Here is a 24,333-nt window from a genome sequence, read left to right on the forward strand (position 1 = left end):
CATGTCGGTGCACTCACCAGGGGTGCTCAGCTCTTCCTTTCCCTGCAAGCTCAACCCTGCCCACGGGGCTGGCGGCCGCTCGGCCTCCAGCACCTTTCTTCAGATAATTAGGGACACCCCCTAGGGCTTGAGGTGCTCGTAGCTCAGGAAGACGACGCCGCAGTCGAGCGTGCGTGTGCCCGTGAGCTTCAAGCGGTGGGGCGCGAAGCCCGCTTCGACCAGGCGGATGCCCTGGCCGACGATGACGGGGTTGACCTTGATGATGAACGCATCGATTTCGGGAAGCAGCTCGGCCGCGAGCGCGCCGCCGCCGCACAGCCAGATGCCCAGGCCGTCGCGGGCCTTCAGCTCGCGCACGGTGGCGAGCGGCGTGCTGGAGAGGTTGACGCCGGGGTCGGGGCTCTTCGTGAGGGTGCGGGAGAAGACGTGGTGTTCCAGGTGCGGGTACGCGTTGGTGACGCCCGCGTCCAGGCCGACCTGGTAGGTGTTGCGGCCCTCCAGCACGGTGTCGAAGTGCTTGCCCGGACCGGTGATGCCCTTGAAGGCGCGATAGGCGGCGGGGAGCGTCTCCGGGTATTCGGCGGCGATGGCGTCGAAGTACTCCTGCTCCGTGCTGAAGAAGTCGTACGCGCCGGTGGGCGAGGCGATGAAGCCATCGAGCGAGGTGGCGACGTAATAGGTCAGTTTCCGCATGGGCGTGCTTCCTCCTGAAGTCAGGGCTTAGCACCGGGCGGGCGGACGCACCTGTTAGAACGGCGGCGTCGGTTGCCTGCACGGCAATCACAGAGGAGGGAGTGCCATGCGGATCCTGTGGATGCTGGGAGGAATGGTGCTGGGTTCGGTCCTGACGGTCATCGCCGGGGTCGCGCTGTGGTTGCACGACACGGGGCCCGCGCGAGCGGGGATTGAAGTGCGCGTGGAGAACCGCACCGGCCAGGACGTGCGGGAGGTGCGCATTGAGCATGACCACGGCCAGGTCCTCTACCGCGCCATGGGCAAGGGGGACACCGTGGCCCTGACCTATCCCGTCCGAGGTGAGTCGTCGTACCGCCTCGTCGCCGTGTTGGAGGACGGCCGGGAGCTGCGAGGCGGCGCGGGCTACATCGAGCGTGGGGCTCGGACGCGGGAAGTCCTGGAGCCGGAGCGGGTGGTCTCGTCGGATCCGTGAGCCGTGGAGGGCACATGAAGCTCTGGGCAATGGCCGTGCTGCTGTGTCTGACGGCAGGCTGCGCGACGACGCGCGTGGTGAACCTCGACACGGGGCGGGGCAGGCCCATCGCCTATTCGCCGGTGGAAACGAAGCCGGTGCGCATTGACGAGGATGCGTTCAGGGACGCGGTCACGCAGCTCGTGCTTGAGCTGAAGCTGGATGTCGCGGTCCGGGAGGACGGCCGACGCTCCCTGCTCGCGTCGGCGGGAGGCATCGTCGCGGGCGCTCAAGGTCGGCACGTGCTCCGCTTGAGCGATGACTTTCCCCTGGACCCGATGGCGCGGAGGAGCATGGCGCTCTCCTTCGCGCTCGATACGGTTTGGGAAGGGGTGGCGGACGCGGTGGAGGACCTGATGAATCCCGCCGCGCTGCGGACCATGGTCACGGCGATGATTGGCACCGCGATGGTGATGCTGGTCGCACCGGAGCCTGTCACCAAGCTGGTCGCGGTGGTTCTGACGGCTTCGCTCATCGCGTATCTGGGCACGGGGCCTGTGTGGAACATGGGGCAGGCCTTCTTGCGGCTCATGGACGAGTCGCGGGACGCCCGGGACGAGGCTGCTCTGAAGGAGGCGGGGCATCGCTTCGGGCGCGTGCTTGGGGACAACGGGGCCCGGGTGTTGGTCATCGTCGCGATGACGGCGCTCGGTGGCAGGAACGCGATGGCCGCGCAGGCGCCTCGGATGCCGGGCTTCCCTCAGGCAGCGCTGAGGGCGGAGGTGGAGGGTGGGTTCCTGCTATCTCGCGCACTGGCCGGTGAGGTGCGGTCCATCTCTGTGTCGTCGGCGGGAGTGCTCAACGTCACATTGGCGCCCACCGCAGTGGCTGCCGTGGCCATGGGGCCCGGTGGCGGAGGGATTCAGGGGGACCCGGAGGGAGATGTTCATCACATCTGCACGGATAAGAACGAGGTGTCGGAGCAGTCAGGTGGCCCCTGGACACCCGTCTTCGAAGACCTCTTCCAGACCGCTGGAATGAAACTCTCCGACGCCGCGAATCAGGTGCGCATCCAGGGGCATCGGGGGCCGCATCCCCGCGAGTACCACGCAGAGGTTCTGCGCCGGCTCCGGCGTGCAATGCAGGGATGCCAGGACGCCGGGCAGTGCCGTGCCGCATTGGTTGACGAATTGGCGAAGATCGCGAAAGAGCTCGTGACTGCTGGGACCAAGCTGCGGAAGCTCATCACGAAGAATCCCCAGGGGTGAGTCATCATGCCGCGACACTTCTTCGAGCTCGACTTCGACATTGATGCCCCGGGCCGCTGGTATCTGCGGGAGCCCACTGACCTGGATGGGAAACCGGTTCCAGACATCTGGGCGTTCGTGTCCGGGAAGACCGTCACGGACCCCGGACCGCTTCGTGTGCCACTGTCTCGGCCCGGGCGGTCGTTGGACTTCGACAAGACGACGGTGGCTGGGACGCCCATTGTCAGTGGGCGCATCGCATCCGTGTTCCGCGAGTTGGCCCCGAATGACGTGCAGCTCTTCCCGGTGGAAGTCCAGGGCCGGACCGAGCCCTTCTACCTGCTCAATGTGATGCGCGTGATCCGCTGCATCGACGATGCCGCCTGTGAAGAGGCTCGGCTCTGGACGCCCGAGGATGGACGTCCCGACAAGGTAGGGGAGTACCATGTCGTTTCCGGCTTGCGCATTGACACCTCGAAGGTGGGCAATGCCGCCGTCTTCCGACCCTGGGGCTATCTGTTGCCCATCATCCTGGATGGACAACTCAAGGACGCCCTGGAGCAGACCGGCATCGTGGGCGGACAGTTCGTCGAAGTGTAGAACCAGGTGGTCTTGTCGGATCCGTGAGGTGCAGACGCAATGGAGCGACGGTTCTTCGACCTGGATGTTGATGTGTACGTACCGGGGCGGTGGTACTTCAAGACACCGACTCACCTCGACGGTCAGCCACTGGATAACCCTTGGGTATTCACGCGCGGGACTTCCATTCCCGACCCAGGCCCACTGCGTATTCCGCTATCCCGTCCTGGGAAGCCCCTGGACTTCACGTCCGCGGGCGTAGGGGTCACGCCCGTTCTCAGTACTCGGACCGCAGAAGTTTTTCGCGCGCTGGCCCCCAACGACGTGCAGCTTTTCCCCGTGCAGGTCGAGGGCCAAACCGAGCCCTATTTCCTCTTGGTCGCAACGCGTACGGTCCGCTGCGTTGATGAAGTGGCGAGTGAAGAGGTCCAACTCTGGAAGCCAGAGAACGGGCAACCCGAGAAGGTGGGCCAGTATCTGGCCATCGCTGGGTTACGTATCGACAAGACAAGAGTCGCTGACGAACGGGTGTTTCGTCTGTGGGGATGGCGGCCCGCGCTCATCGTCGATGGAGAACTCAAGTCCGCTCTGGAACAGACCGGCATCGTGGGAGGACAGTTCGTCGAAGTGTAGAACCCTTGCCCATGGAACTTCGTCCCGCCGTCCTCCTGGGCCTGCTGTGCCTCCTGCCAATCACAAGCACCGCCCGCCCGCGGTCCAGTGACCTGGGCATTCCCTTTGGCGGACATCCCGGTGCGCTTAATGCCATCACCGACGTGAAGGGCGTTGAAGTGGGCCACGTCACGCTGAACACCGGCGCACAGGTCCGGACTGGCGTCACCGCCGTGCTGCCCCGGGGCCGCGAGGCCGTGGCCCAACCCGTCTTCGCCGCGACCTATGACCTCAACGGCAGCGGTGAGATGACCGGCACCCATTGGGTGAAGGAGTCCGGCCTGCTCTCCGGCCCCGTGATGATCAGCGACACCCACGCCGTGGGCGCCGTGCACGAGGGCGTCATCGCCTGGGCCCAGAAACGCGACCTCACCTGGGAGCTGGGCCTGCCCGTGGTCGCGGAGACCTGGGACGGCTTCCTGCACGACATCGATGGCTTTCACGTCCGGCCCCTGCACGCCATGCAAGCGCTTGACGCCGCGCGCCCGGGGCCTGTCGAGGAGGGCTCCGTGGGCGGCGGCACGGGCATGATCTGCCATGGCTTCAAGGGCGGTATCGGCACGGCCTCCCGCAAGCTCCCGGCAGAGCAGGGCGGCTACACCCTCGGCGTGCTCGTGCAGTGCAACTACGGCAGCCGTCGCCTCTTCTCCGTCGCGGGCGCTCCCGTGGGCGAAGAGATTCCCGACCTGCGCTCCTGCTACTTCGGAGACACTCCTCCCAAAGGCCCCTACCGCGCCAACCTGCCGCCTTGCTCGAAGCGAGCCAGCGCCGGCCCGCCGCCTCCGGAAGGCATGGGCTCCATCATCATCGTGGTGGCCACCGACGCACCGCTCCTTCCGCACCAGCTCGACCGCGTGGCCCGGCGCGTGCCTCTCGCGATTGGGAAGATGGGCGGCCTGGGGGAGAACTTCTCCGGCGACATCTTCCTCGCGTTCTCCACCCAGCCCGTGAGCGCCACGGAGGTCGCTCCGGTCTCCATGCTCGACAACGAGCGGATGTCCCCCCTCTTCGAAGCCACCGTGCAGGCCACCCAGGAGGCCATCCTCAACTCGATGCTCGCCTCCGACACGATGACCGGATTCCAGAACGTCCGCGTCCACGGCCTGCCCTCGGACCGGCTCGTGAAGTCCCTGCGGAAGTACGGACGCCTGCCGCCAGCCCCGAAGCCCACGAAGTGACAGCGGATCCGCCCGGCCTTCCCGCGCTCCATCCGCTGCGCCATGCTGCGCCGCCTGACGCCAGCAAGGGGATGCGGGATGGAGACGGACGACTACGGAGCGCCGAAGGATGAGCAGGAACTGGCCGCCATCGCGGACATCACCGCGCAGGCGTTCGCCATGCCGCTCGCGGACTCCGACACCGTGGTGCGCAAGAACTTCTCCGAGTCCTTGCTGCGCATCCTGCGCGTGAACGGCGAAGTGGCCGCCACGCTCACCCTCATCCGCATGGGCCAGTTCCTGGGCGGCCGCTCGGTGCCCCTCATCGGCGTGGGCGGCGTGGGCGTCGCTCCCGCGCACCGGGGCGCCGGCGCCGCCACGCGCCTCTTCCATCACTTCCTGCGCGAGATGCGCGACGAAGGCGCTCCCCTCTCCGTCCTCTACCCCGCGACCCAACCGCTCTACCGGCGCGTGGGCTACGAGGTCTCCGGCGCGCGCTACGAAATCCACGTCGAAGCGGCCTCGCTGGAGCTGAGGGAGCGCTCGCTGTCCCTTCGCCCCATGCGCCCGTCCGACGCCGCGGCGGTGGAGGCGTGCTACCGGCGCTTCGCCTCCCAGCACCACGGCTGGTTGGACCGGGGCGACTACATCTGGCGGCGCGTGCGCACGCCCCGCAACGACACCGCCTACGGCTACGTCGTGGAGGGCACGTCCGGCGTGGAGGGCTACGTGTACCTCGTGCGGGGCCTCTCGCCACAAGGCGCCGTGCCCACGCAGGTCCTCAAGCTCACGGACTTCACCGCCACCACGCCCGCCGCCGCGCGACGGCTCCTGCGCTTCCTGGGCGACCACCGCTCGCTGGCGCGGGACGTGATGTGGTTCGGCGGCGCGGACGAGCCGCTCCTCGCGCTGCTGCGTGAACAGACCTACCAGGTGAAGCTCTCCATGCACTGGATGACGCGCCTGCTGGATGTTCCCCGCGCCCTGGAGGCACGCGGCTTCGCTCCCGGCCTGTCCGGCGCGCTCCATCTGGACGTGGAGGACGACCTCCTCCCGGAGAACACGGGGCGCTTCGTGCTGGAGGTGGAGGGAGGCACCGCCCGCGTCCGGCCCGGCGGCGAGGGCCGCCTCAAGCTGCACGTGCGCGCCCTGGCGCCGCTCTACACCGGCTTCCTCTCGCCCCGCGCGCTCCAACTCGCCGGCATGCTGACCGGGGACGACGCGTCGCTCGACACCGCCAGCGCCCTGTTCGCGGGCCCCGCCCCCTCGCTGCGCGACATGTTCTGACGGACAGGCGCGGGCTACCCGGCCCGCGCGGGGAGTGGTAGGAGCGGCGTCTTCGGTCGGAGGAGGCTTCACACGTGCGCGCGTTCGTCACCGGTGGCTCGGGGTTCGTCGGGAAGCACCTGCTCGCGGCGCTCGCGAAGCGCGGCGAACCGGCGCGTGCGCTGGCCCGTTCGCCAGAGGCCGCGCAGGCCATCCAGGCCGCGGGCGGCGAGCCGTGGGAGGGCGACCTCACCGACCCGGAGCGCCTGCGCCTGGGCATGGAGGGCTGCGACACCGTCTTCCACGCCGCCGCGCACGTGAAGATGTCCGGCCCTCGCGCGGCCTTCTATGAAACCAACGTGCGCGGCACGGAGGCCGTGCTGGAGGCGGCGCGCGCGGCCGGCGTGAAGCGCTTCGTGCACGTGAGCACGGAGGCCGTGCTCGTGGACGGCGGCCCCATGGTGAACCTCCACGAAACGCACCCGCTGCCCGAGCGCCCCGTGGGCCCGTACCCGTCCACCAAGGGCCAGGCTGAACGGCTCGTGCTCCAGGTCAACTCGCCGGAGTTCACCACCGTCGCCGTGCGGCCCCGCATGGTCTGGGGACCAGGGGACACCACCGTGCTGCCCGCGCTGGTCGCCGCGGTGAAGTCCGGGCGCTTCCGCTGGATTGGCGGCGGGCACTACCTGACGTCCACCTGCCACGTGGCCAACGTGGTGGAGGGCATGTTGCTGGCCGCGGAGAAGGGGCAGGGCGGTCAGGCGTACTTCCTCACCGACGGCCCGCCCGTGGAGTTCCGCGCCTTCGTCACCGCGCTCCTGAAGACGCAGGGCGTGGAGCCCGGCGACAAGACCCTGCCCACCGCGCTGGCCGCGACCGTGGCCGTGGTCAGCGACTTCGTCTGGGACATCCTGGGCCTCAAGAGCACTCCGCCCCTGTCCCGCACGGAGCTGCTGCTCGTGGGCCAGGAGGTGACCGTGAGCGACGAGAAGGCCCGGCTGGAGCTGGGCTATACGGGCAGCGTGTCGCGGGACGAGGGATTGCGCTCCCTGGCCACGAAGGTGGAGTAACCTCCGCGTCCATGCGCAGGTTCGAGTTCGTCGACGGCAACAGCTCCAAGTTCTGGATGCCCGAGGTCCAGGGCGCCAACTTCATCGTCACCTACGGCCGCATCGGCACCGCGGGGCAGCGCAAGGAGAAGGCCTTCCCGGACGAGGAAGCCGCCCTGCGCGAGTACAACAAGAAGGTCGCGGAGAAGGTCCGCGAGGGCTACGCCGAGGTGTCCACCGGCGAGGCCCCGCCCGCGGCGCCCCCGAAGGCCGCCGCCCCGCCGCCTCCCGCGCTCGTGCTGCCGCGCCGCGTGGCCGCCGCCACGCCGGGCCCCGAGGCCGTGACCGCCGCCGCGTCCGCGCTCGCGCTGCTCCAGTCGAAGCTCAAGGGGCCCAGCTGGAAGGTGACGCGGCTGGCGCGCAAGGCCCGCCACGCGCTGCGCGCCCTGGGCGGTGTGGACCCCTCGGCGCACCCGGCCCTGGCCGCGCCCTTCACCGCGCTGATGGCGCACGTGGTGGGGCCCAAGGCGGAAGGACGCTTGCCGGTGCGCCACGCGTTGGGGCTTTTGTCCCAGGTGGACGTGACGGCCTTCCAGCGCGCGGCGGAGATGTGGAAGGCCGCGCCCGCGGGCTCGGTGCCGGCGGGCGTGGCCGCCGCGCGGACGCTCAACGACCCGGAGCTGGCGCTGCGCGTGACGGCGCTCCTCTCCGAGCGCCCCGACCTGCGCGACGGCTCCGAGGACGCCTGGACGAAGCGCTGGACCGTGCTCAAGCCGCACGTGGAGGCCCACCTGTCTGGCGCGGGCCAGTCGCTCGCCGCCTTCGTGGGCGGTGTGGACGCGGGCGGCGACGCGCACCTGTCCAAGCGGCTCGCCCGGCTGGGAGCGTGACGCCGGAGGCCCGCGCGTCACGCCCTGGCCTACGGCGCGCCTTCCGCCGCGGACGCCGCGGGCTTCTGGAGGGTGGCGGCCGTGGGCTCGCGGTCCATCTCCTCCTCGGGGTAGGCCTGCGCCGCGTCCAGGTACTTCTTCGACTGCACCCGGCGGCGCTCCGCCTTGCTCAGCCCCTCCGGGCTCAGCAGCGTGGGCTCCCCGCCGGCGGACTTCTCCACCACGTGGCCGTCGCAGAAGAACCACTCGGTGCGCCCGTCCGGCGACAGGCGCGCGAAGAACACGTCCGGCTGACCCACCTTCACGGGCTTCGGGCACCACGTCTCGCGCGCCTTCGCCTCGCGCTCCCCGCCCTGCTCGCGCCACTGCTTCTGCGCCTCGCGCAGCGCCGCGGCCGCTTGAATCCGGGGCCCCAGCTCCATCCGCTCCCGCGTCTCCGTCAGCAGCTCCCCACCGCGCCGGGCCAGGTCCGGGAACGCGCCCGCGCGCCGGAAGTCGCAGGTCTTCAGCGCCTGGAGGTTGGCCTCGTGCACCTTCAGCACCGGGGGCAGCGTGCGCAGGCCCTCCTCCAGCAGCTCCAGGTGCTTCGCGTGCTCCAGCCCCTTCGGGTCCAGGGCCTGGTCCGTCTCCTTGACGAAGCGGGCCAACAGGCCGTTCACCGCGGTCAGCTCGTCCTGGAACCAGCGCGGCTCCGCGTCGCAGGGGCTCGCCTTCGCCCCCGTGTAATCCCGATACTCCGCCCGGGACATGCCCAGCGCGTAGTGCTGGACGGGCGGGGCCTGCTTCGCCGCGCAGCCCCCCAACACCGCTCCCAGTCCCAGGAGCGCGATGCTTCGTGCCAGTGTCGTCATCCGGCCCATTCTGCCAGTCCTATGAGGGCAAACAAACCGACAGGATGGTTCCTGGAAGGGGAGCGGCCAGGGGAGAGGCTGTGAGTGACAGGGTTGTGACAAAAGCACCGGCGGGCTTTCCGGGACCGCGACCCGGGGTACGAGGGGGAGCATGAAGCCCCGGGCTCTCCTCGTCATTGGCATGCTGGCCGCGTTGCTGGGGGTGTTCTACCTGCTGGCGGCCCCGATGGCGCCCCTGCAGGGGACGCCGGAGCCGGAGTCCACCGTGCTGCCGTCGCGGCGGCGGGTGACGGACATCACGTTCCTCTACAGCACGGAGAAGCGCGCGTGGGTGGAGGCGGCGCTCGCGGAGTTCGAGCGGACGCATCCCCGGGTGCGGGTGACGCTGGTGGGGCGGGGCTCGCTGGAGGCGGCGCAGGCCATCCTGGAAGGGCGGGAGAAGCCCACGGTGTGGAGCCCGGCGGACAGCGCGGAGTTGCGCATGCTCGCGGCGGATTGGGCGACGGACGCCTCGCACGGGCCGCTGTTCGCCACGGAGGGAGACGCCGCGCCGCATCCGCTGGTGATTACGCCGCTGGTGTTCGTGGGCTGGCAGGACCGGATGGAGGTGTTGCGCAAGGCGGGCGGGGGCTCGGCCCTGTCGTGGAAGACGCTCCAGCGCGCGGTGGCGAGCGACCGGGGCTGGCCCGCGGTGGGCGGCCCGCCGGAGTGGGGCTTCGTGAAGCTGGGCCACACGGACCCCCGGAAGTCGAACTCCGGCCTGCAGGCGCTCCTGTCCGCGACGCTGGAGTACCTGGGCCGGCGCGAGAGCGTGAAGGAAGGGGACCTGCTGGATCCGGGCTATCAGGCGTGGCTCCAGGGACTGGAGCGGGGCGTGACGCGCTTCGAGCCGTCCACGGGCACGTTCATGACGGACCTGGTGCGCTACGGGCCGTCCCGCTACGACCTGGCGCTGGTGTACGAGAGCCTGGCCATCGCGCAGTTGGATCATGCCCAGGGCCGGTGGGGGCCGCTGCGGGTGGACTATCCGCCGGTGACGCTGTGGAGCGACCATCCTGCGGCGGTGCTGCAAGCGGACTGGGTGACGCCCGAGCAGCGCGAGGCGGCGCTGGAGTGGGTGGCCTTCCTGCGCAGCCCGGAGGTGCAGGCCCGGGCGCTGGCGTTCGGCTTCCGGCCGGCGGATCCATCCGTGCCGCTGAGGACGCCGGACGCGGACAACCCCTTCACGCGGCTGGCGGCGCACGGCGTCCGCGTGGACGTGCCGCCCGCGGCGGACGTGCCGGATGCGTCCGTGCTGCGCACGCTGTTGGAATTGTGGACGCGCATGGGCGTGGGGCGCTGAAGGCAGCCACGCACCGGCACACCGTCGCGCGGCACCTACCGCACGTGCGCCACGAACTCGGAGACGCGCAGGGCCCAGGCCTCCGCGGAGTCCAGCTCCGAGCGGGCATCGCAGTAGCGATCGAACGACGCCTCCGAACCGTCGCGCGCGAAGAGGGCCGCGTTGAAGTCCCTCTGCGCCGTGGTGAGCCACTGGCTCGCGCGCATGCGCAGCCAGTTCGCCACCTGCGGGGTGGGATCCACCTGGTTCAAATCCAGCGAGGTGGGGTGCAGCTCCACCATTTCTCCATCCTTCTCAGACTCTGGCATCGCGTTCATGGATCGGATGGTTGCCACGCCCCCCAGGCTGAGCACCCGACCCGGATGGACGAGACAAACGTCGATAGTGAGCAGTTGCCGACGCTGAAATCTTCGCTGGAGGACGGAACGTCAGACTGGCGGGCTGCGTCAGATGACGCCGTCCCACCCGGTGTCATTGCGACGGAAGGCGTCCCGGATGGCCTGAACGGTGGGCTCGGGGAGGGGACCCTGCTCCAGGGTGCGAGCGTTGGCGCGCAGGTTGTCCAGGCGCGTAGTGCCCACGATGCAGGTGGCCACGCCCGGCGCGAACGCGGTGAAGCGCAGCGCCAGCTCCGGCCAGTCCAGGCCGTCCTTCTGGAGGGCCATGCGCTGCATCCGTTCCCAGTACTCGCCCACGTCGTGAGCGTAGGGGCGCCCCGGAAAGCGCCACGGCGCGTTGGCCAGGGGCCGCTTGGCGATGACGCCCACGCCGCGCTCCTGGGCCTTGGCCACGCCATGGTCCAGCGAGCGCTGGTCGAAGAGGTTCACGGACGTCTGCACCACGGCGAACGCGCCCGTCTCCAGCGCGGCGTCCAAACCCGCGTTGTCGCCCGAGTACGCGGCGGCGCGCACCTTGCCCGCCTCCACCGCGCGGGTGAGCGCTTCGATGAGCCCCGGGCGGTGGAGCACGTCCGGAGGACACGAGTGGAAGTGCAGCACGTCCAGCACGTCGGTGCGCAGGCGCTGGAGGGCCAGGTCCACGCCGCGCGTGATGCACTCGGGCGTCCAGTCCTCCACGCCGGGCACGCCATAACCGCACTTGGTGGACAGCACGAACTCGCGGCGGCGAGCGCCGAGGATCCGGCCGATTCTCTCCTCGGACACGCCGTAGCTGGGCGCGGTGTCGATGAGCGTGATGCCCGCGTCGAGCACGCCGTTGAGGAGCGCCTCCGCGTCGGCGTCGCTCAGCGCTTCACTGCCCACGGGCCCCGCGCCGAAGCCGAGCGCGGACACGGTGAGACCACTCTTCCCCAGGGGGCGTTGAATCATCGGGTGGGACCCTCTCCACGCGCGGCCAGGTCGATGAAGCCTCGGATCCAGATGAGGTTCACGGCGTCACAGGCGTCCTGCGACATGGGCGTGGTGGTCTCCAGCGCGGCGGCGTACGGCACGCCCTGGCGCATGTACCAATCGGTGACGCTGCCGTCGTGGAAGACGATGAGGCCGTGCTCGTCCGCGTAGGCGTTGTCATCCACCTTGCGGCTCTTCACCACGGTGGCATGCGCGGCGGCGGCCTCCTGCATGGAGTGATAGGCGGTCTTGTCCCCGAAGACATACGCGTACGTGGCGACGCCGCCCAGGTAGTTGTCCTGGTGGATGTCGAGCGCGGCGTCCGGAGCGGGAAAGCGCGCCAGGTCCGTGCGTACCGCGCGCGTCTCCTTGGGGCCGCCGTCGTACAGGGCCCAGCGGAGGATGGACGGGTCACCCACGAGCTCGCCGCGCCACTCGCCGGGAGCGACCTCGTAGCGCATGAAGTCGTTGTTGGGCTTCTCGCCGCTGCGGTTGTAGCGGGTGCCGTCCTCGAAGCCGGAGGGATTGATGCACGGGTAGACGCGCAGGCCCACGCCCTTGGACTTCGCGTACGCGACGATGTCCGGCAGGTGCTTCGCGAGCGTCAGCGGGCCGGCGGGCTCCTCCCCATGGAAGCCGGACGTGATGACGAGCCAGCGGTCGCCCGGGACGATGAGGCGGAAGAGGGGATAGTCGCGCCCCCCTTCATGCACCTGGCCGTATTCAGAGAGCTCCCCCAGGGAGGCGTGGGAGCGGATGCGTCGAGCGTAGTCGGTGTAATCCACCGACCGACAATAACCGCGCGCGTCATCCCTGCCCACGAAGGTTCACGGTGGGACACGGAATGTGTCATTCCGAGCGCACCGTGAGACCCACACGGGCGGGGTTACTTTTCTCCGGTGCGCTCGCGGAAGTCGCTGACCAGCTCCTGGCGCTGGGCAGGAGTGAGCGTGCGGTGGACTTCGAGCACGGCATCCACGGCCTTGTGGGCGAAGGCGCGAGCGGCGTCGATGCGCGCGTCCACCAGGGCGTGGAGCTTCGCGGAGTCAGGCGTTTCGGACGCCAGCTGGGCCACGGCCTCGGAGCGCGCGGCCTTCTGGCCCTCCATGAGCGACTGGCCTTCGTTGAGGAGGCGGTCCTTCACGGCGTGGATGGAGGAGCGCTGCGCTTCGGTGGCGTTGAGGTCATCCAGCTTGTCGTCCAGCTTCCAGGTGACCATCTGGTTGATGCGCTCCGGGTCGGGCGTGCCGCGGTGATGGCGGCCCCAGCCGAAGCCGGTGAGCAGGGTGACGGCGACGACGGCGGTACCGGCGATGACGAGCGTCTTCTTCATGGCGTGTGGCTCCAGGAGTGGGGTGCTGTTTCCCGCTGCTTGACTGGAACCAATATGGAAGCCGTCGGTTGCGGTGATTTGAGCAGGGCGTGAAGAAGTGTGAAGGCTCAGCGGCCATCCCAGAACGCCATGTCGCCGTACTCCCAATCCCAGGGCACACCGGCTTCGCCCAACACGAAGCGAACGAGGTGGGGATAGGCGGGTTCGGCGCGGACGTCGTTGCTCAGGATGAGCACGCAGCGGCGTCCACGCGGCAGGCACACAAGAGTATTGCCGGTGCTGTCGTTATGGCCGTTCTTGAAGAACCCGCGTCCCTGAGGACCGTCGAACACCACCACGCCAAGGCCTGCCGCCAGGTCCTTGCGCCGTGACTCCGGCGGCAGTTCGTCCTGCAGGGTAGGGAACTGGCTCCGGGTGGTGATGGGCAACTGTGGAGAGGTCATCCGGGCGAAGCTCTCCGGAGACAGTCCCTCGCCGCTCACCAGCGCGGCCGCGAAGCGAGACAGGTCATCCAAGGTGGTGTCCATGGAACCGGCCGCGCGCACCCTGCTGCGTTCGTCGTGCGGCTCCACACCGCCGTCGGCCTTCCAGCCGTCAGCCAGGTTCTGTGCGAAGTCCGGCCGCCACGTCATGCTGGTCGTGCGCATGCCGAAGCGGTCGAACACGCGCCGTTGCATCTCCGCACCCACGTCCAGCCCGAGCCCGCGTTCGAGCACGAACTGCATCAGGATGATGCCGTCGCCTGAATAGGCAAAGCGGCTGCCCGGAGCGAAGTGGATGCGCAGCCTCTCGTCTGGTTCGAGGAACCCGAAGTTGGCAAAGCCAGCGCTGTGGGTGAGCAGGACGCGCGGCGAGATGTCCCGCCAGCGTTCATCCCCGGCCAGATGGGACCAGGTCGAATAGCGGTCCTCGTCCGGGTATTCAGGCAGCGGCTTGTCCAGGTACTTCGAGATGGACGTGTCCAGGTCGATGCGCTTCTCGTCCGCCAACTGCATCACGAGGTACGCGAAGACCGTCTTGGTGATGGACGCGCCATACATCACCGTGTCCGTGCGCAGCGGCTCGCCCTTCGCATCGCGTGCGCCGTAGGCCCGGGTCGCGACGACACGACCGTTGTCGATGACCGCGATGGCCAGCCCCTTCGCGCCGGTCGCGGACATCGCGCGAGCCGCTTCCGCATCCAGCGCGGCCACGTCGGGAACGGGCGGCGATTCACGGACCGCGGACGTCGTGGCACAGCCGCTGGCAAGCAACACACACAGGCTCCAGGCGCGCAGCCTCTTCATGCAATGGGCTCCCATCCGCGAGACATGAAGCAGACCCTATCGTCCGTACAACGAGTGCGGCCACGGCCGATTGCTCCAAGGCGGTGGATTCGCGGCGTGGCCCACACGGGCGGTACCCTCGGCCGCCTTGGATTCCCTTCCGAGCCGTCCTACGCCACCAGCCCTCCGCTCCCCGAGTCGCCGCGTCCGCACGTGTGATCGGTGCTGGTCGCGTTCGTGCTTCTCCTGGTGACGGATGTCGTCGCGAGCACCCTCGTGGCAAGCATCGAGATTGCCCGGACGGATCTCGACCCACGGGACAGCGCGGCCATGACGCGCTGACTGCTCGGCCAGCAGCCGCTGGATCCGCTCCGCTTCGGCCAGGCAGTCCGCGGCGCTCATCATTCGTTGGCACTGTGGCATGGAGGCGTCAGACCTCAGCCCCAAGCCAATGGATCAGAGCAGTCCGTCCTGGATGAGCCCACGGCGCTGGTAGCCCTGCATCTGCGCGCCGTCGTGGGCCACCACCGGGTGCAGCTCGGGCGCGGTGCGCAGCAGGTCGTGCAGCCATCGCAGTTGGTGTGCCATCGCCTGTGGATCCTCGCCGCCCAGCCAGTTGGTGAGCCGCGGGTGCATCCTCGGGAGCCGGATGTTGTCCTGGTGCCAGGCCACGTCGCCGACGAGCAGGAACTCGCGCCCGTCGACGAGCCGCACGTACACCAGCTGGGTGCCGGGCGTGTGGCCCGGGGCCTTGATGAGGACCACGCCGGGGCGCAGCAGGTGCAGGCGCTCGTACTGGAGCGGAGTGAGCCTGGCGCGCAGCTCCGCGGTGAAGCCGGCTTCCTGCGCGAGCGGGCTGCGCAGTTGTTCGTCCGTGAGGTGAACCTTGCTCGCCACCTCGTCCAGGTATGCCGAGTGCGCGATGCCCGCGCAGTGGTCGAAGTGCTCGTGGGTGACGACCGTCGCGTCCGCGCGGCGCAGCGCCTCCTGGACCCGGGTATAGGCCGCGGCGTCGAACTCCGAGCCAGGGAACTGGGCCCGCTGTGTCTTCTCGTCGTTAACGACGTCCACCAGCACCGTGCGGCCGTCGGCATAGACGACCTGGTACGCGTAGAAGTCGAAGGTGGCCTCTCCGAAGCCGCTGCCGGCCACCACGAGCGCGTGCGGCACTCCGGAGGCCCGGCCCACGCGCTGGCTGCGCAATCCGGTGGGGAGCGGCGCGCCGGTGGAGACGGCCAGGGCCCGGATGGCGCCCAGGTCGGCGTCGAAGCGCGAGGTCTCCGGTACGTTCACGTCGCTCAGTCCCACGGCCGCGACGACGACCAACACCAGCAGCAGGGCCGCGACAGTCAGGCCCGCGCGACGCCACAGGGTTCTCTTCATGGCCGGCATCTTGCCGACTCCCGCCGCCACCCTGCGTGAAATTTCCGCGGTGTGCGCACCCGCGGTGAATCAAGCGGTGCCCTTCTGGGGGCGCAGCAGCGCGGCGGCCAGCACGACTCCGTAGACCGCCGCGCTTCCATGGACCGCGAGCGCGAAGGCGAGCGAGGCACCGCCATGCATCACGGTCAGCGCGTCCACGATGGGCATCACCATGCATGCGAGCACGAAGACGCCCGCGGCCTTTCGCTGCCGGATGGCCACCAGGGCGAACATCGCCAGTGCCACGCCGAGGTCCCTGCCCGCCTTGATGTACAGCCAGGGGATGACCTCGCTCCCGGAGTCGCGCAGACCGAAGCCCCTGGCCGCGCTGAGCGGGTCCCGCGCGGCATTGAGGCTGAGGAACAGCATGAAGGCGCCCAGCAGCAAGGTGAACAAGGCCGTGGGAGATGTGAGCTTCCAGGGCAACTGTGAGGGATTCGGGTTCATGAGGCCTCCAGCTGAAGAGCGGGTGTCGTTCATGACTGGGAATGTGACGGCCTGGCCTCGGAGCCGCCATTCTCGGACGGCTCAACCTTTTGTCTGAAACGCTCAGGGCGTGAGCGCTGGGGGCAGCCCGCTGCTAGCCTTGAGGGCATGGACCTCGCGCATGCTTCCGACCTGCTGGGGCAGATCCTCGAGCGAACCCGTCTGCGAGGGCAGCTCTACTGCCGCACCGTGGCGCGGGCCCCCTGGGGGCTGCGTTTTGCACCCACGGCCACGGCGGCCCTGCATCTGATCATCGCGGGCTCCTGTCACCTCACGCAGGGGCGGGACACCGTCGCGCTGGGGCCGGGGGATGTCGTGCTGCTGCCGCGCGGCGACGGGCATGCCATGGCGGACTCGCCCCGCAGCCCCAAGGTGAGGGTGGAGGAGTGGCTGGCGACACGTGGGGACGGGGCTTCCTCGTATGTGCTGGGCGGGACCGGCGTGGAGTCGCGGGTGCTCTGTGGCTTCTTCGCGTTCGACGAGCCGGGAGCGCATCCCGTGTTGCGGCTGCTTCCCGAGCGGGTCCACCTGAGGGGGGCTTCCGAGGACGCGCGTGCCCTGTTGCCCACGGTGTCGCTGCTCGAACGGGAGTACGAGCGGGGAGAGCGGGGCGCCTCGGTCATCGTCTCCCGGTTGCTCGACATCCTGCTGGTGCAGGTGCTTCGTGCCTGGGCGGACGCGCAGCCGCCTGGCGGCGCGGGCTGGCTGGGAGCGCTCGGCGACCGGACGCTCGCCAGCGCCCTGGGCTGGATGCACGCGGAGCCAGGGCGGAGTTGGACCGTGAGCGAGCTGGCGCGGCGCTCGGGGACATCCAGGGCGACGCTCGCGCGGCGCTTCGCGAGCGAGGTGGGCGTGGCGCCGCATGAATACCTCACGCGGCTTCGGATGCAGGAGGCCGCGCACGCGCTGCGTGACGGACAGGACGGGCTCGCGGCCATCGCGGGCCGCGTGGGTTACGAGTCCGAGTTCGCCTTCAATCGGGCTTTTCGACGGGAGATGGGAGTGCCCCCCGGCGAGTACCGGCGCAAGGCTCGTGAGGGCTGAACCGGAGTTCGTGCGGGGCTTCGGCGCTGCTTCACAGGACTTCGGCGTTTACGGGCTGAACATGCCGGTGAGCACGCTGACGCGGCCATGAGGCAGCGAGTGCTTGAACCGGCTCGTCGCGAGGTCCGAGCCGGGCAGGCACACGTTCTGGGGGGGCCGTGTGCAGCACCGCCACGCGCGTCGCGGTGGTGGAATCGTTGCTCGTGCCGAGGCGGTAGAGCGTCACGTCGACGTATAGGCGGACGTGTGCAAAAACATCGGACTTCGCTCTGACCTAGAGGTTCCAACGGGCTCGCCTCGGACTGCTTGCCCACTGGCGGGCGTGCAGTGCGAACCATGCGGCAGCAGCAGCTGCTAGTTCCGCAGGAGCCCCCTGTTCAATCTCGATTCCATCAGGTGGTCCAACGTCAACGCCTGCGTCTTGCGCCGGGACCCCATCGTCCCCATTTAGAAAACTTCGACTCCAGCCACCACGAATCGCTCGGCCGTCGAAGTCGAGTCGCAGTGTGTCGCGAACTGCTCCGTCCTCGACGAAGTCCATGGACACGATAAGCCACGGATGTCCCTCCGCGCTCTCGTGCTGCCACACATCAAGATTCGGTTGAAGATGGAGCAGCGCCTCCAGAAACCTGGCCTCGGCATCAGTCCTCGCGACGTCTTGGAGATCAGGGATTGGCATTTCCTCATGATGAGGTCGTTCTCCTCTCGCTCAAAGTGGGGAGGTAGCATCGGCCGCCATGGATTCACCTTCCGACCCGTCCTCCACCGCCCATTCGCCGGTCCCCACATCGCCGCCACGCGTGTGGACGGTCCTGGTTGCGTTCGCGCTCCTGGTGACCGCAATCGTCGTCGGGGGCGTCATTTCCGCCAGCATCGCGATGGCGATGGAGATGCTCCGCGCAGGAGTGAAACCCCAGGACACGGTAGCCATCCAGGCCCTGACTGAGCAGCTCAAGTCGATGCCCTGGCTGATGGTCGCGGCCGTGATGACGTCCAGTTGCTTTGGGTTGGTCGCTGCGCTCCTGGGCGGGTTCTTGTCCTCCACGCCGTTGAGGCAGCGGCTGCGCCTGGACGCGGGAACGCTGATACCTCCTTGGGCCTGGGCGGCCGCGCTGGTGGGCTGCTTCACGATGGGGCAGGCCATGGAGAGCCTGTCGGTGCTCGCAGGCGTGTGGAATTCCGGGGCGTCACTGAGGGGGCTACAGGCCGCGAGCCAGGGCTCTGTCGCGACCTTCGCGGCGTTGCTGTTCTTTGGCTCGCTGGTCGCGGGCACTGGGGAGGAACTCTTCTTCCGGGGCTATGTGCAGACGCGGCTCGTGGAGCGCTGGGGGCGCACGGCTGGCATCGCGGGAGCCGCCACGCTCTTTGGCATCCTGCACTTCGACCCCATCCACAGCCCCATGGCCCTGATGATGGGCCTGTTCCTGGGCTGGCTCGCGGAGCGCACGGGAAGCCTGCGGCTGCCCATCTTCGTCCACGTCTTCAACAACCTGACCTCGTTCCTGCTGTCTCGCTATGCGCCGTCCACCACGGAGCTACCGGCCTCCGTACACGTGACTTTGCTGGTGGTGTGCTCACTGGCGTTCGTGGGAACCGTGACAGCGCTGCGGCGGATGGATGTCAGGCCTCCAGAACCCGCTGTGCTCGCTGGGGCCTGAACCCCTCAGGGCCCCACTGCGCCGCGAGCCTCACCGGCCACGTCGCGCAGTTCCGCCGGATCCGCCACCGTGTCGAAGAGCTGCACGAGCCGTCCCTCCGTGGGTGTCAGGGCAGGGCACGGCTGGCGTCCCCTGGGGCGTGCCGGGCTTTCCCCGGTCCGCCTATAAGGGTTCCATGCCTCAGCCCCAACCGGTCGAGCTCACCCCGCGTCGTCGCCGTGCGCTCCTCACGCAGCGGCTCCTCACCGAGCGGCTGGCCCCCGAGGAGCTTCGCGGTCTGCTCGCCGCGTCCGATCCGGAAGAGGTCCACGCGGCGCTGCTGCACCTGAAGCGCCGCCTGGAACGGCTGGAGGGCGGTGACACGCCAGTGTCCCTGATGGAGGCGCTTCCGGCGGGCCTCGGCGCGTGCGCTCCCGAGTCGCAGGTGCTCCTCGCCAGGCTGGCCCGGCTGTTACCGCAGGAGATTCCCCTGGCGAGGCTGAAGTCGCTGGCGAAGGGAACGGAGCCGCTCCCCGTTGACGCGGAGGCGGAGTGGCTCGTCACGGAGATGCTTCGTGAACCCGCGAAGCTGGCCGTCCTGCCGGGTGGCGCACTGCTGTTGCATGCCGTGCAGCGACTCTCCCCAGCCGATGGGGTTGACGCGGAGGCGCTGGTCGACGCGCTGTGCGGCCACCTGGACCCGGAGGTCCAGCTCGAGGGTCTTCGCCACCTGGGCGGGGCGCTCGGTCTGGGACTCGTCACGGTGAAGCATGCGCTGGCAGTCGCGGTCCGCGCGCTCGAAGCCCCGGACGCGCGGGTGGCGCTCCAGGCCGCGGAGCTGCTCGCTGAACCCTGGGCGGCAAGGCCCGACCTGGCGCCTCCCCTCGGTTCGCTCCAGGGCCTGCTGGAGCGCTCGGAGCGACTGGCCCTCGCTTCGCTGCGCATCCTTGCCCGTCGAGGAGACGCCGCCGCGCTGCGGCTCGTGCTGGAGGACGGCCGGCGATCGCTCCGGGTGCGACGCGAGGCCATGGCCCTGCTGGCACCCTTCGCGAGCCATGCGGAGTTGCGGCTGTCGCTCCACCTCTCACTTGAGGATCCGCTCCTCTTCGGCCCCACGTGCGCGGGGTTTCTCCAGACGCTCTACCGGCGGGGCGTGCGGTGCGAGCCGGACGATGTCCCCCGGGTGCGCGAGCTGTTCCTCTCCAACCCGGCCATCACGCCCGAGGTCATCGCGGAGGTGTTAAGTCTCCGGCAGCGTGAGTACGTCGAACCGCTGTGGCGGTTGTCCGCCACGGACGCGGACTTCACCCGGCACCTCGCGCTCCTGCGCGAACTGGACGGTCCGGAGGCGTTCGACCTGCTCCGCGCCCTGCTCGTCCGGCCCGAAGCGCGCACGCTCCGGCCGGAGGTCATCGAGGCACTTGGACACCAGGGACACGCCGCCGCCGAGGAGGACCTCCTCGCCTGCTTCGATGCCGAACCCTGGGCCTGCCTCGATGCGCTCCACCACCTGGGCGGCGCGCGCACCGTGGCGTTCCTTCGTGCCCACCCAGGCCTGACGGATTCCGCCTGGCGCTCCGAAGCGCACGCCCTGCTGGCGGCGCTTGAAGACACCTCCGCGTCCATGCCCTCGCCAGTGGAGGCCGCGCCGAGCCGTGAGGTGCTCGCGAGCCTTCAGCCCGGCTACGACGACGCGTCCTTCTGCGAGGTCTCCCGCATCGCGCTCCAGACGCAGCATCCGCTGCGACTCGAGGCCATCGGCCAGCTCGGCCATGAAGCCCGGCGGCGCGCACTCGTGCCGCTGGGGGAGCTGTTGCTCGATGCGGACGAGCATGTCCGGTCCGCGGCGCAGCAGGCCGTCGCACAGGTGGGGCGTGGGCTCCATGCTCGGGGTCGTGTGCGCCCGGACCGGCGCTCCGCCCCCGTATCGGAAGACGAAGCCGGCGCGCGGGTCCTCACGGAGTGTCTGCTCGACCTGCTCCAGCGGCGGGACCTGAGCGACGCGCAGCTCGAACGGGTGCTGGGGCAGCTCGTTGGCCGGAGGCATCCCGCGCTCGCGCGGCGGCTGCGGCGCTTGCTCCGCCATGAGGGCGTGCAGGTGCCGAAGCTCGTGCTGGAGTGCCTCGCGCACTCCGGAGATTCGCGGGCCGTGGCCTGGCTGGTGCCCTTCGCGCGGTCGGAGGACATCTATCGCCTGCGACAGGCGCTCAGTGGCCTCGGGGTGTTCAAGGTGGAGTGGGCGGTGCCGCTCCTCGCGGCGGGGCTCGCGCACCCCAACATGAACATCAAGAAGACCGCCGCCGAGGCGCTCGTCAACGCGGGCCCCGGTTGGCCGCCGCCCATCGGGCTGATGCTGGGCTGGCTCCGGCGCCACGACAACCCGGGCCTGCGCGAGTCCCTCATCCGCGCGCTGCGTGCGGCCTGCGGACGGGGCCATGTGGCGACCGTGCTCGATGCACTCGAGGACGCTGACACGCCTCGTGAGCAGGAGTTGCTGTGCGAGCTGCTCTCCGGCGAGCTGTCGCCCCATGCGCTCGTGTCACTCCTGCGGCGTGGGACACGCTCCGCGAAGGTGCTGAACGATGCGGTCCATGGCGGAGTCCTCCTGCTTTCGTCGCCGGAGCGCGAGACGCTGGAGGTGCTGCTGCGGCGCCATGGCCTGTCGCAGTGGATTCCCGCCACGTCCGACGACCCCGTGCAGGCGAGGCTGCTCCGGGAGCGGCGGCTGGATGCGGACCTCGCGTGGATGGATGACGCGCTGTCGTCCGGGGACGCGGCCCTGCTCGAAACCGCGGAAGAGGAGTTCACGAAGCGGCTCGCGGCGGTGGCCAGCGCGGCCCTCACGGACACGCGAGCGGCCGTCCTCAAGCGGCACCTCGATGGGATTCGCGGCCTGCTGGACAGCCCCAGGCCTTCCTTGCGGCGACTGGCCCTGGGCCTGCTGACGGCGCTCGCCGGACGGCTGTCCGAGCCCGAGCAGGTGGGGGCGCTCGCGGAGGTCCGACGCGCATGGACGGGGAAGCTCATCGAACCTCACGAGGCCCTTGGCGTCCTGTTCCGGTTGGGGGCCGTCCCTTCCCTGGAGGAGGCTCGGATGGCTTCCTCGCTCCCGGACGAGCGCGTGGCGCTCTGGGGGACGGAGCGACGCATCCTCGCGGGGGACCTGTCCGGCCCTGGGCTGATGGAGGCGCTGACCCAGGCCCGCGGGCCTTCGGTGCGGCGGTTCCTCGTGCCGTACGCGCTGCGAGAAGTGCCGCCGCTCCAGGTGCTGGCCGCGGCGGCGCGAGGGCCGCACGGGGACCTGTTGGAGCTCGTCCGCGATGAGTGGGGCGCACGCGTGCCGGAGGATGCGCTGCTCGCGGAGCTTGCCCTCGCCGCCGGATCCGGGATGTCTCCGCGAGCGGGAGTGCTCGTGCGGTGGATGGCGGAGGTCGGAACGGAGGCGGCTCGCGCGGCCCTGCGGCGACTCGCGCGCCACCATGAACGGGGGATCGCCCTCGCAGCGCTCGCGGCGCTGGGGACACCCACTTCGGCGGAGGATGAGGCGCTGCTCGTCGATCTGTTGTCCCATGCCCACGTCGAGGTCCGCCGACAGGCCGCGCGACAGCTCTGGCGGGTGCGGGGACTGCCTCGCCTCAAATCCCTGCTCGACATCCTCGGCGAGGCGCGGCCGCTCCGGTGGATCCCTCCGTGGGCCGTGGACCGACAGGATCTGGACGCACTGCGCGCGACGCTCGGTTCCCTCGGAGCCCCGGGCTCCGATGCGGAGAAGTTGGAAGGAGAAGCCTGGTTGGAGTCGCTGCTGGAGTTGCTCGGCGGGCTCGGGTCGAAGCGGAGTCTGCTGCCCTCCCTGGTCCTGCTTCTGCTGGACGTGTGGCGGATGGGCCGGGGTCGGTCGGGGCCGATGGCGGCGGACAGGCTGCGCTCGCTCCCGGCGGCCCGGGTGCTGCCCTTCGTCCTTCCGATGCTTCGAGAAGGCCACTCCGCGGCGCTCGAAATCCTCCCGGGCAACACGGTGTGGGGACCCGAGTTGATGGCGATGTTCCTCCAGGCGCGAGGCCTGGCGCGAACGCACTTCCTGGAGTGGCTCCAGCGAGCGGACCCCGCGCAGGGCCGCGACGGTCGGATGCTGGAGGACGCGCTCTTGCGCATCGTCCACGAGGACGACGGTCATCGCGAGGCGGCGTTGCAGGTCCTCGCGGGACGCGCCTCCTGGGGGAGCCGTGAAGACGCCTTCCGCCTGGCGGACGGGCTCATCGAAATCGCGAACCAGAAGGACGACGCCCAGGCCCTGGCGGCGGTGTCGCGAGGGCTCGAACGGCAGGGCCCGGAGGTGCGGAGCGCGCTGCTCGCGCGGGTCACCACGCCCGCGCTGCGGACGGAGGTCGTCACGGCGCTCGCGCTCCTCGTCCTGGATGATCCGTCGCTCGAAAAGAAGCTCCCTGCGGAGCTGATGCGCGACGTGGAGCGGAGGCTGGAGGCGCTGGCCTGGGATGTCCCCGAGCCGGAAGTGAAGGCGATGAAGTGGATGGTGCTCAGGCGTGCGCCTCACGTCGTCGAACGACTGACGGGGCTGCTCACCCACCGGAAGCCCTCGGTGCGCCTGCATGCGCACCGGCTGCTGAAGGTCCAGGTGCCACGGGAGCCGTACCTGGAGCTGACCCGCGAGCTGCTCAAGGATGCGGAGGCCGGGCACGTCGTCCGGGCCGTCCGGACGCTCACGTTCGGAGGGCACCTGCCAGCGGTGGCGGAGGTGGCGGCGCTGCTGCCTGACCGCCGCAATGCGGTGGCGCGCGCGGCCTGGGATGGATTGCTCGTCATGGGAGGGGCCGCGCTGCCCATCCTCCGAGGCGAGCTGGCCCATGCCCGCCCGGACCGGCGCGCGCTGCTCGCGCGGGTCATCTCCAGCCTGGAGGATGTGCCGGAGAGGTCCGCTGACGGGGCCTTCAAGGCGAGGCTGGCTTGAACAGCATCCGCTGCCTCAATGCCCGCAGGGACTCCAGGTCGGGAGCAATCTTGCGAACCTCCGACATGACTTCGTCCGCCGCCTCCAACGCCTCTCCAATCAGCCCCTGGCGATACTGTTGCGCGGAGTAGTCCGGCCACTGCGCCCAGCGCGAGTAGAGCCTCATGGGCCAGTCGGCGATGTGGACTTCCACGTAGTAGGGCTCGGCTTCTGGTTTCGCGGGACCACAGCGCAAGAGCCACCTGGGCGCCTCCGCCAGCAGGCCTCCGTGGCCGCTCATGGATTCATTTCTCCAGAGATCAAAATAGCCGCGGGAGAACCGCTCACGGTGCGGCCAGTGAGCCAGGCATTCGAGATGCAGCGGAGCGTCGCAGTAGCGCCAGAGCTCATCCCCTTCAGGGAAGGCCCCGCCGGATGTCGCGGTGTACGGCTTCGACAAGTCGGTGCTGCCGCAGATGGGGCAGCTCGTCAGTCCTTCCATGATGATGGCCATGGCGCGGCACCCTAGGGGGTGTCCCTAATTATCTGAAGAAAGGTGCTGGAGGCCGAGCGGCCGCCAGCCCCGTGGGCAGGGTTGAGCTTGCAGGGAAAGGAAGAGCTGAGCACCCCTGGTGAGTGCACCGACATGAGC

General features: G+C 69.5%; 22 protein-coding genes. 12 read left to right on the forward strand and 10 right to left on the reverse strand.

What is annotated here, in order from left to right; translation table 11 throughout:
• Window positions 1-120: 120 nt before the first annotated feature.
• Window positions 121-693: a dihydrofolate reductase family protein gene (locus D7Y15_RS32005; protein WP_120577518.1), complete on the reverse strand. Its 573-nt coding sequence runs from the start codon at window positions 691-693 to the stop codon at window positions 121-123.
• A gap of 106 nt (window positions 694-799) precedes the next feature.
• Here D7Y15_RS32005 and D7Y15_RS32010 point away from each other — a divergent pair, with 106 nt between their 5' ends.
• The 8 genes from D7Y15_RS32010 to D7Y15_RS32045 all read left to right on the forward strand — a co-directional run bounded on the left by D7Y15_RS32010 (window position 800) and on the right by D7Y15_RS32045 (window position 8,007).
• Window positions 800-1,168, forward strand: coding sequence for a hypothetical protein (locus tag D7Y15_RS32010; protein ID WP_120577517.1), 369 nt, complete (start codon window positions 800-802; stop codon window positions 1,166-1,168).
• 14 nt (window positions 1,169-1,182) lie between these two features.
• Window positions 1,183-2,415 carry an AHH domain-containing protein gene (locus D7Y15_RS32015; protein ID WP_120577516.1) on the forward strand — a complete coding sequence of 411 codons (1,233 nt, stop codon included), beginning with the start codon at window positions 1,183-1,185 and terminating at the stop codon, window positions 2,413-2,415.
• Window positions 2,416-2,421: 6 nt separating this feature from the next.
• A complete protein-coding gene (locus D7Y15_RS32020) occupies window positions 2,422-2,994 on the forward strand; it encodes a DUF1629 domain-containing protein (protein ID WP_120577515.1) in 573 nt (190 codons plus the stop codon).
• 39 nt (window positions 2,995-3,033) lie between these two features.
• Window positions 3,034-3,606: a DUF1629 domain-containing protein gene (locus tag D7Y15_RS32025; protein ID WP_120577514.1), complete on the forward strand. Its 573-nt coding sequence runs from the start codon at window positions 3,034-3,036 to the stop codon at window positions 3,604-3,606.
• An 11-nt stretch (window positions 3,607-3,617) separates the two neighbouring features.
• Window positions 3,618-4,823 carry a P1 family peptidase gene (locus tag D7Y15_RS32030; RefSeq protein WP_120577513.1) on the forward strand — a complete coding sequence of 402 codons (1,206 nt, stop codon included), beginning with the start codon at window positions 3,618-3,620 and terminating at the stop codon, window positions 4,821-4,823.
• 78 nt (window positions 4,824-4,901) lie between these two features.
• The gene (gene eis / locus D7Y15_RS32035) at window positions 4,902-6,089 is read left to right on the forward strand and encodes an enhanced intracellular survival protein Eis (protein ID WP_121754952.1); all 1,188 of its coding nucleotides are present in this window, start codon (window positions 4,902-4,904) and stop codon (window positions 6,087-6,089) included.
• A 74-nt stretch (window positions 6,090-6,163) separates the two neighbouring features.
• The gene (locus D7Y15_RS32040; RefSeq protein WP_121754953.1) at window positions 6,164-7,138 is read left to right on the forward strand and encodes an NAD(P)-dependent oxidoreductase; all 975 of its coding nucleotides are present in this window, start codon (window positions 6,164-6,166) and stop codon (window positions 7,136-7,138) included.
• Between the two features lie 11 nt (window positions 7,139-7,149).
• Window positions 7,150-8,007: a WGR domain-containing protein gene (locus tag D7Y15_RS32045; RefSeq protein ID WP_121754954.1), complete on the forward strand. Its 858-nt coding sequence runs from the start codon at window positions 7,150-7,152 to the stop codon at window positions 8,005-8,007.
• A gap of 29 nt (window positions 8,008-8,036) precedes the next feature.
• Here the strand turns inward: D7Y15_RS32045 and D7Y15_RS32050 are convergent, their stop codons facing one another.
• Complete coding sequence (locus D7Y15_RS32050) at window positions 8,037-8,858, reverse strand: hypothetical protein (RefSeq protein WP_233596767.1); 822 nt, start codon at window positions 8,856-8,858, stop codon at window positions 8,037-8,039.
• Between the two features lie 151 nt (window positions 8,859-9,009).
• Between D7Y15_RS32050 and D7Y15_RS32055 the strand changes: the two genes are divergently transcribed.
• On the forward strand, window positions 9,010-10,200 hold the full coding sequence (locus D7Y15_RS32055; protein ID WP_121754955.1) for a substrate-binding domain-containing protein: 1,191 nt from the start codon (window positions 9,010-9,012) through the stop codon (window positions 10,198-10,200).
• Between the two features lie 35 nt (window positions 10,201-10,235).
• On the opposite strand, the gene D7Y15_RS32060 is transcribed toward D7Y15_RS32055, so the two are convergent.
• The 7 genes from D7Y15_RS32060 to D7Y15_RS32095 all read right to left on the reverse strand — a co-directional run bounded on the left by D7Y15_RS32060 (window position 10,236) and on the right by D7Y15_RS32095 (window position 16,016).
• Entirely contained in the window at window positions 10,236-10,481 is a 246-nt protein-coding gene (locus tag D7Y15_RS32060; RefSeq protein WP_120575856.1) for a FruA-associating protein, FapA, read from the reverse strand.
• Window positions 10,482-10,646: 165 nt separating this feature from the next.
• On the reverse strand, window positions 10,647-11,528 hold the full coding sequence (locus D7Y15_RS32065; protein WP_121754956.1) for an aldo/keto reductase: 882 nt from the start codon (window positions 11,526-11,528) through the stop codon (window positions 10,647-10,649).
• Entirely contained in the window at window positions 11,525-12,334 is an 810-nt protein-coding gene (locus tag D7Y15_RS32070; protein WP_120575854.1) for a hypothetical protein, read from the reverse strand. Before D7Y15_RS32070 ends, D7Y15_RS32065 begins: the two co-directional genes overlap by 4 nt.
• Before the next feature lie 101 nt (window positions 12,335-12,435).
• Complete coding sequence (locus tag D7Y15_RS32075) at window positions 12,436-12,882, reverse strand: Spy/CpxP family protein refolding chaperone (RefSeq protein ID WP_120575853.1); 447 nt, start codon at window positions 12,880-12,882, stop codon at window positions 12,436-12,438.
• Between the two features lie 107 nt (window positions 12,883-12,989).
• On the reverse strand, window positions 12,990-14,168 hold the full coding sequence (locus tag D7Y15_RS32080) for a serine hydrolase (RefSeq protein ID WP_121754957.1): 1,179 nt from the start codon (window positions 14,166-14,168) through the stop codon (window positions 12,990-12,992).
• Window positions 14,169-14,603: 435 nt separating this feature from the next.
• Window positions 14,604-15,530 (reverse strand): MBL fold metallo-hydrolase, encoded by a 927-nt coding sequence (locus D7Y15_RS32090; RefSeq protein ID WP_158629158.1) that lies wholly within the window; start codon window positions 15,528-15,530, stop codon window positions 14,604-14,606.
• Window positions 15,531-15,599: 69 nt separating this feature from the next.
• Window positions 15,600-16,016, reverse strand: coding sequence for a DUF4267 domain-containing protein (locus D7Y15_RS32095; RefSeq protein ID WP_121754959.1), 417 nt, complete (start codon window positions 16,014-16,016; stop codon window positions 15,600-15,602).
• A gap of 147 nt (window positions 16,017-16,163) precedes the next feature.
• Between D7Y15_RS32095 and D7Y15_RS32100 the strand changes: the two genes are divergently transcribed.
• The 3 genes from D7Y15_RS32100 to D7Y15_RS32115 all read left to right on the forward strand — a co-directional run bounded on the left by D7Y15_RS32100 (window position 16,164) and on the right by D7Y15_RS32115 (window position 23,702).
• The gene (locus tag D7Y15_RS32100) at window positions 16,164-17,099 is read left to right on the forward strand and encodes an AraC family transcriptional regulator (protein ID WP_233605170.1); all 936 of its coding nucleotides are present in this window, start codon (window positions 16,164-16,166) and stop codon (window positions 17,097-17,099) included.
• Between the two features lie 737 nt (window positions 17,100-17,836).
• Window positions 17,837-18,757, forward strand: a complete 921-nt coding sequence (locus D7Y15_RS32110; RefSeq protein ID WP_121754961.1) for a CPBP family intramembrane glutamic endopeptidase — start codon at window positions 17,837-17,839, stop codon at window positions 18,755-18,757.
• A 175-nt stretch (window positions 18,758-18,932) separates the two neighbouring features.
• Window positions 18,933-23,702: a hypothetical protein gene (locus tag D7Y15_RS32115; RefSeq protein ID WP_121754962.1), complete on the forward strand. Its 4,770-nt coding sequence runs from the start codon at window positions 18,933-18,935 to the stop codon at window positions 23,700-23,702.
• Here D7Y15_RS32115 and D7Y15_RS44355 read toward each other — a convergent pair.
• Window positions 23,683-24,195 carry a hypothetical protein gene (locus tag D7Y15_RS44355; RefSeq protein WP_120575846.1) on the reverse strand — a complete coding sequence of 171 codons (513 nt, stop codon included), beginning with the start codon at window positions 24,193-24,195 and terminating at the stop codon, window positions 23,683-23,685. The two genes, D7Y15_RS32115 and D7Y15_RS44355, sit on opposite strands and share 20 nt — an antisense overlap.
• Window positions 24,196-24,333 lie beyond the last annotated feature (138 nt).

The organism is Corallococcus sp. AB030, assembly GCF_003668965.1.
In the GTDB taxonomy this organism is placed as follows: domain Bacteria; phylum Myxococcota; class Myxococcia; order Myxococcales; family Myxococcaceae; genus Corallococcus; species Corallococcus exiguus.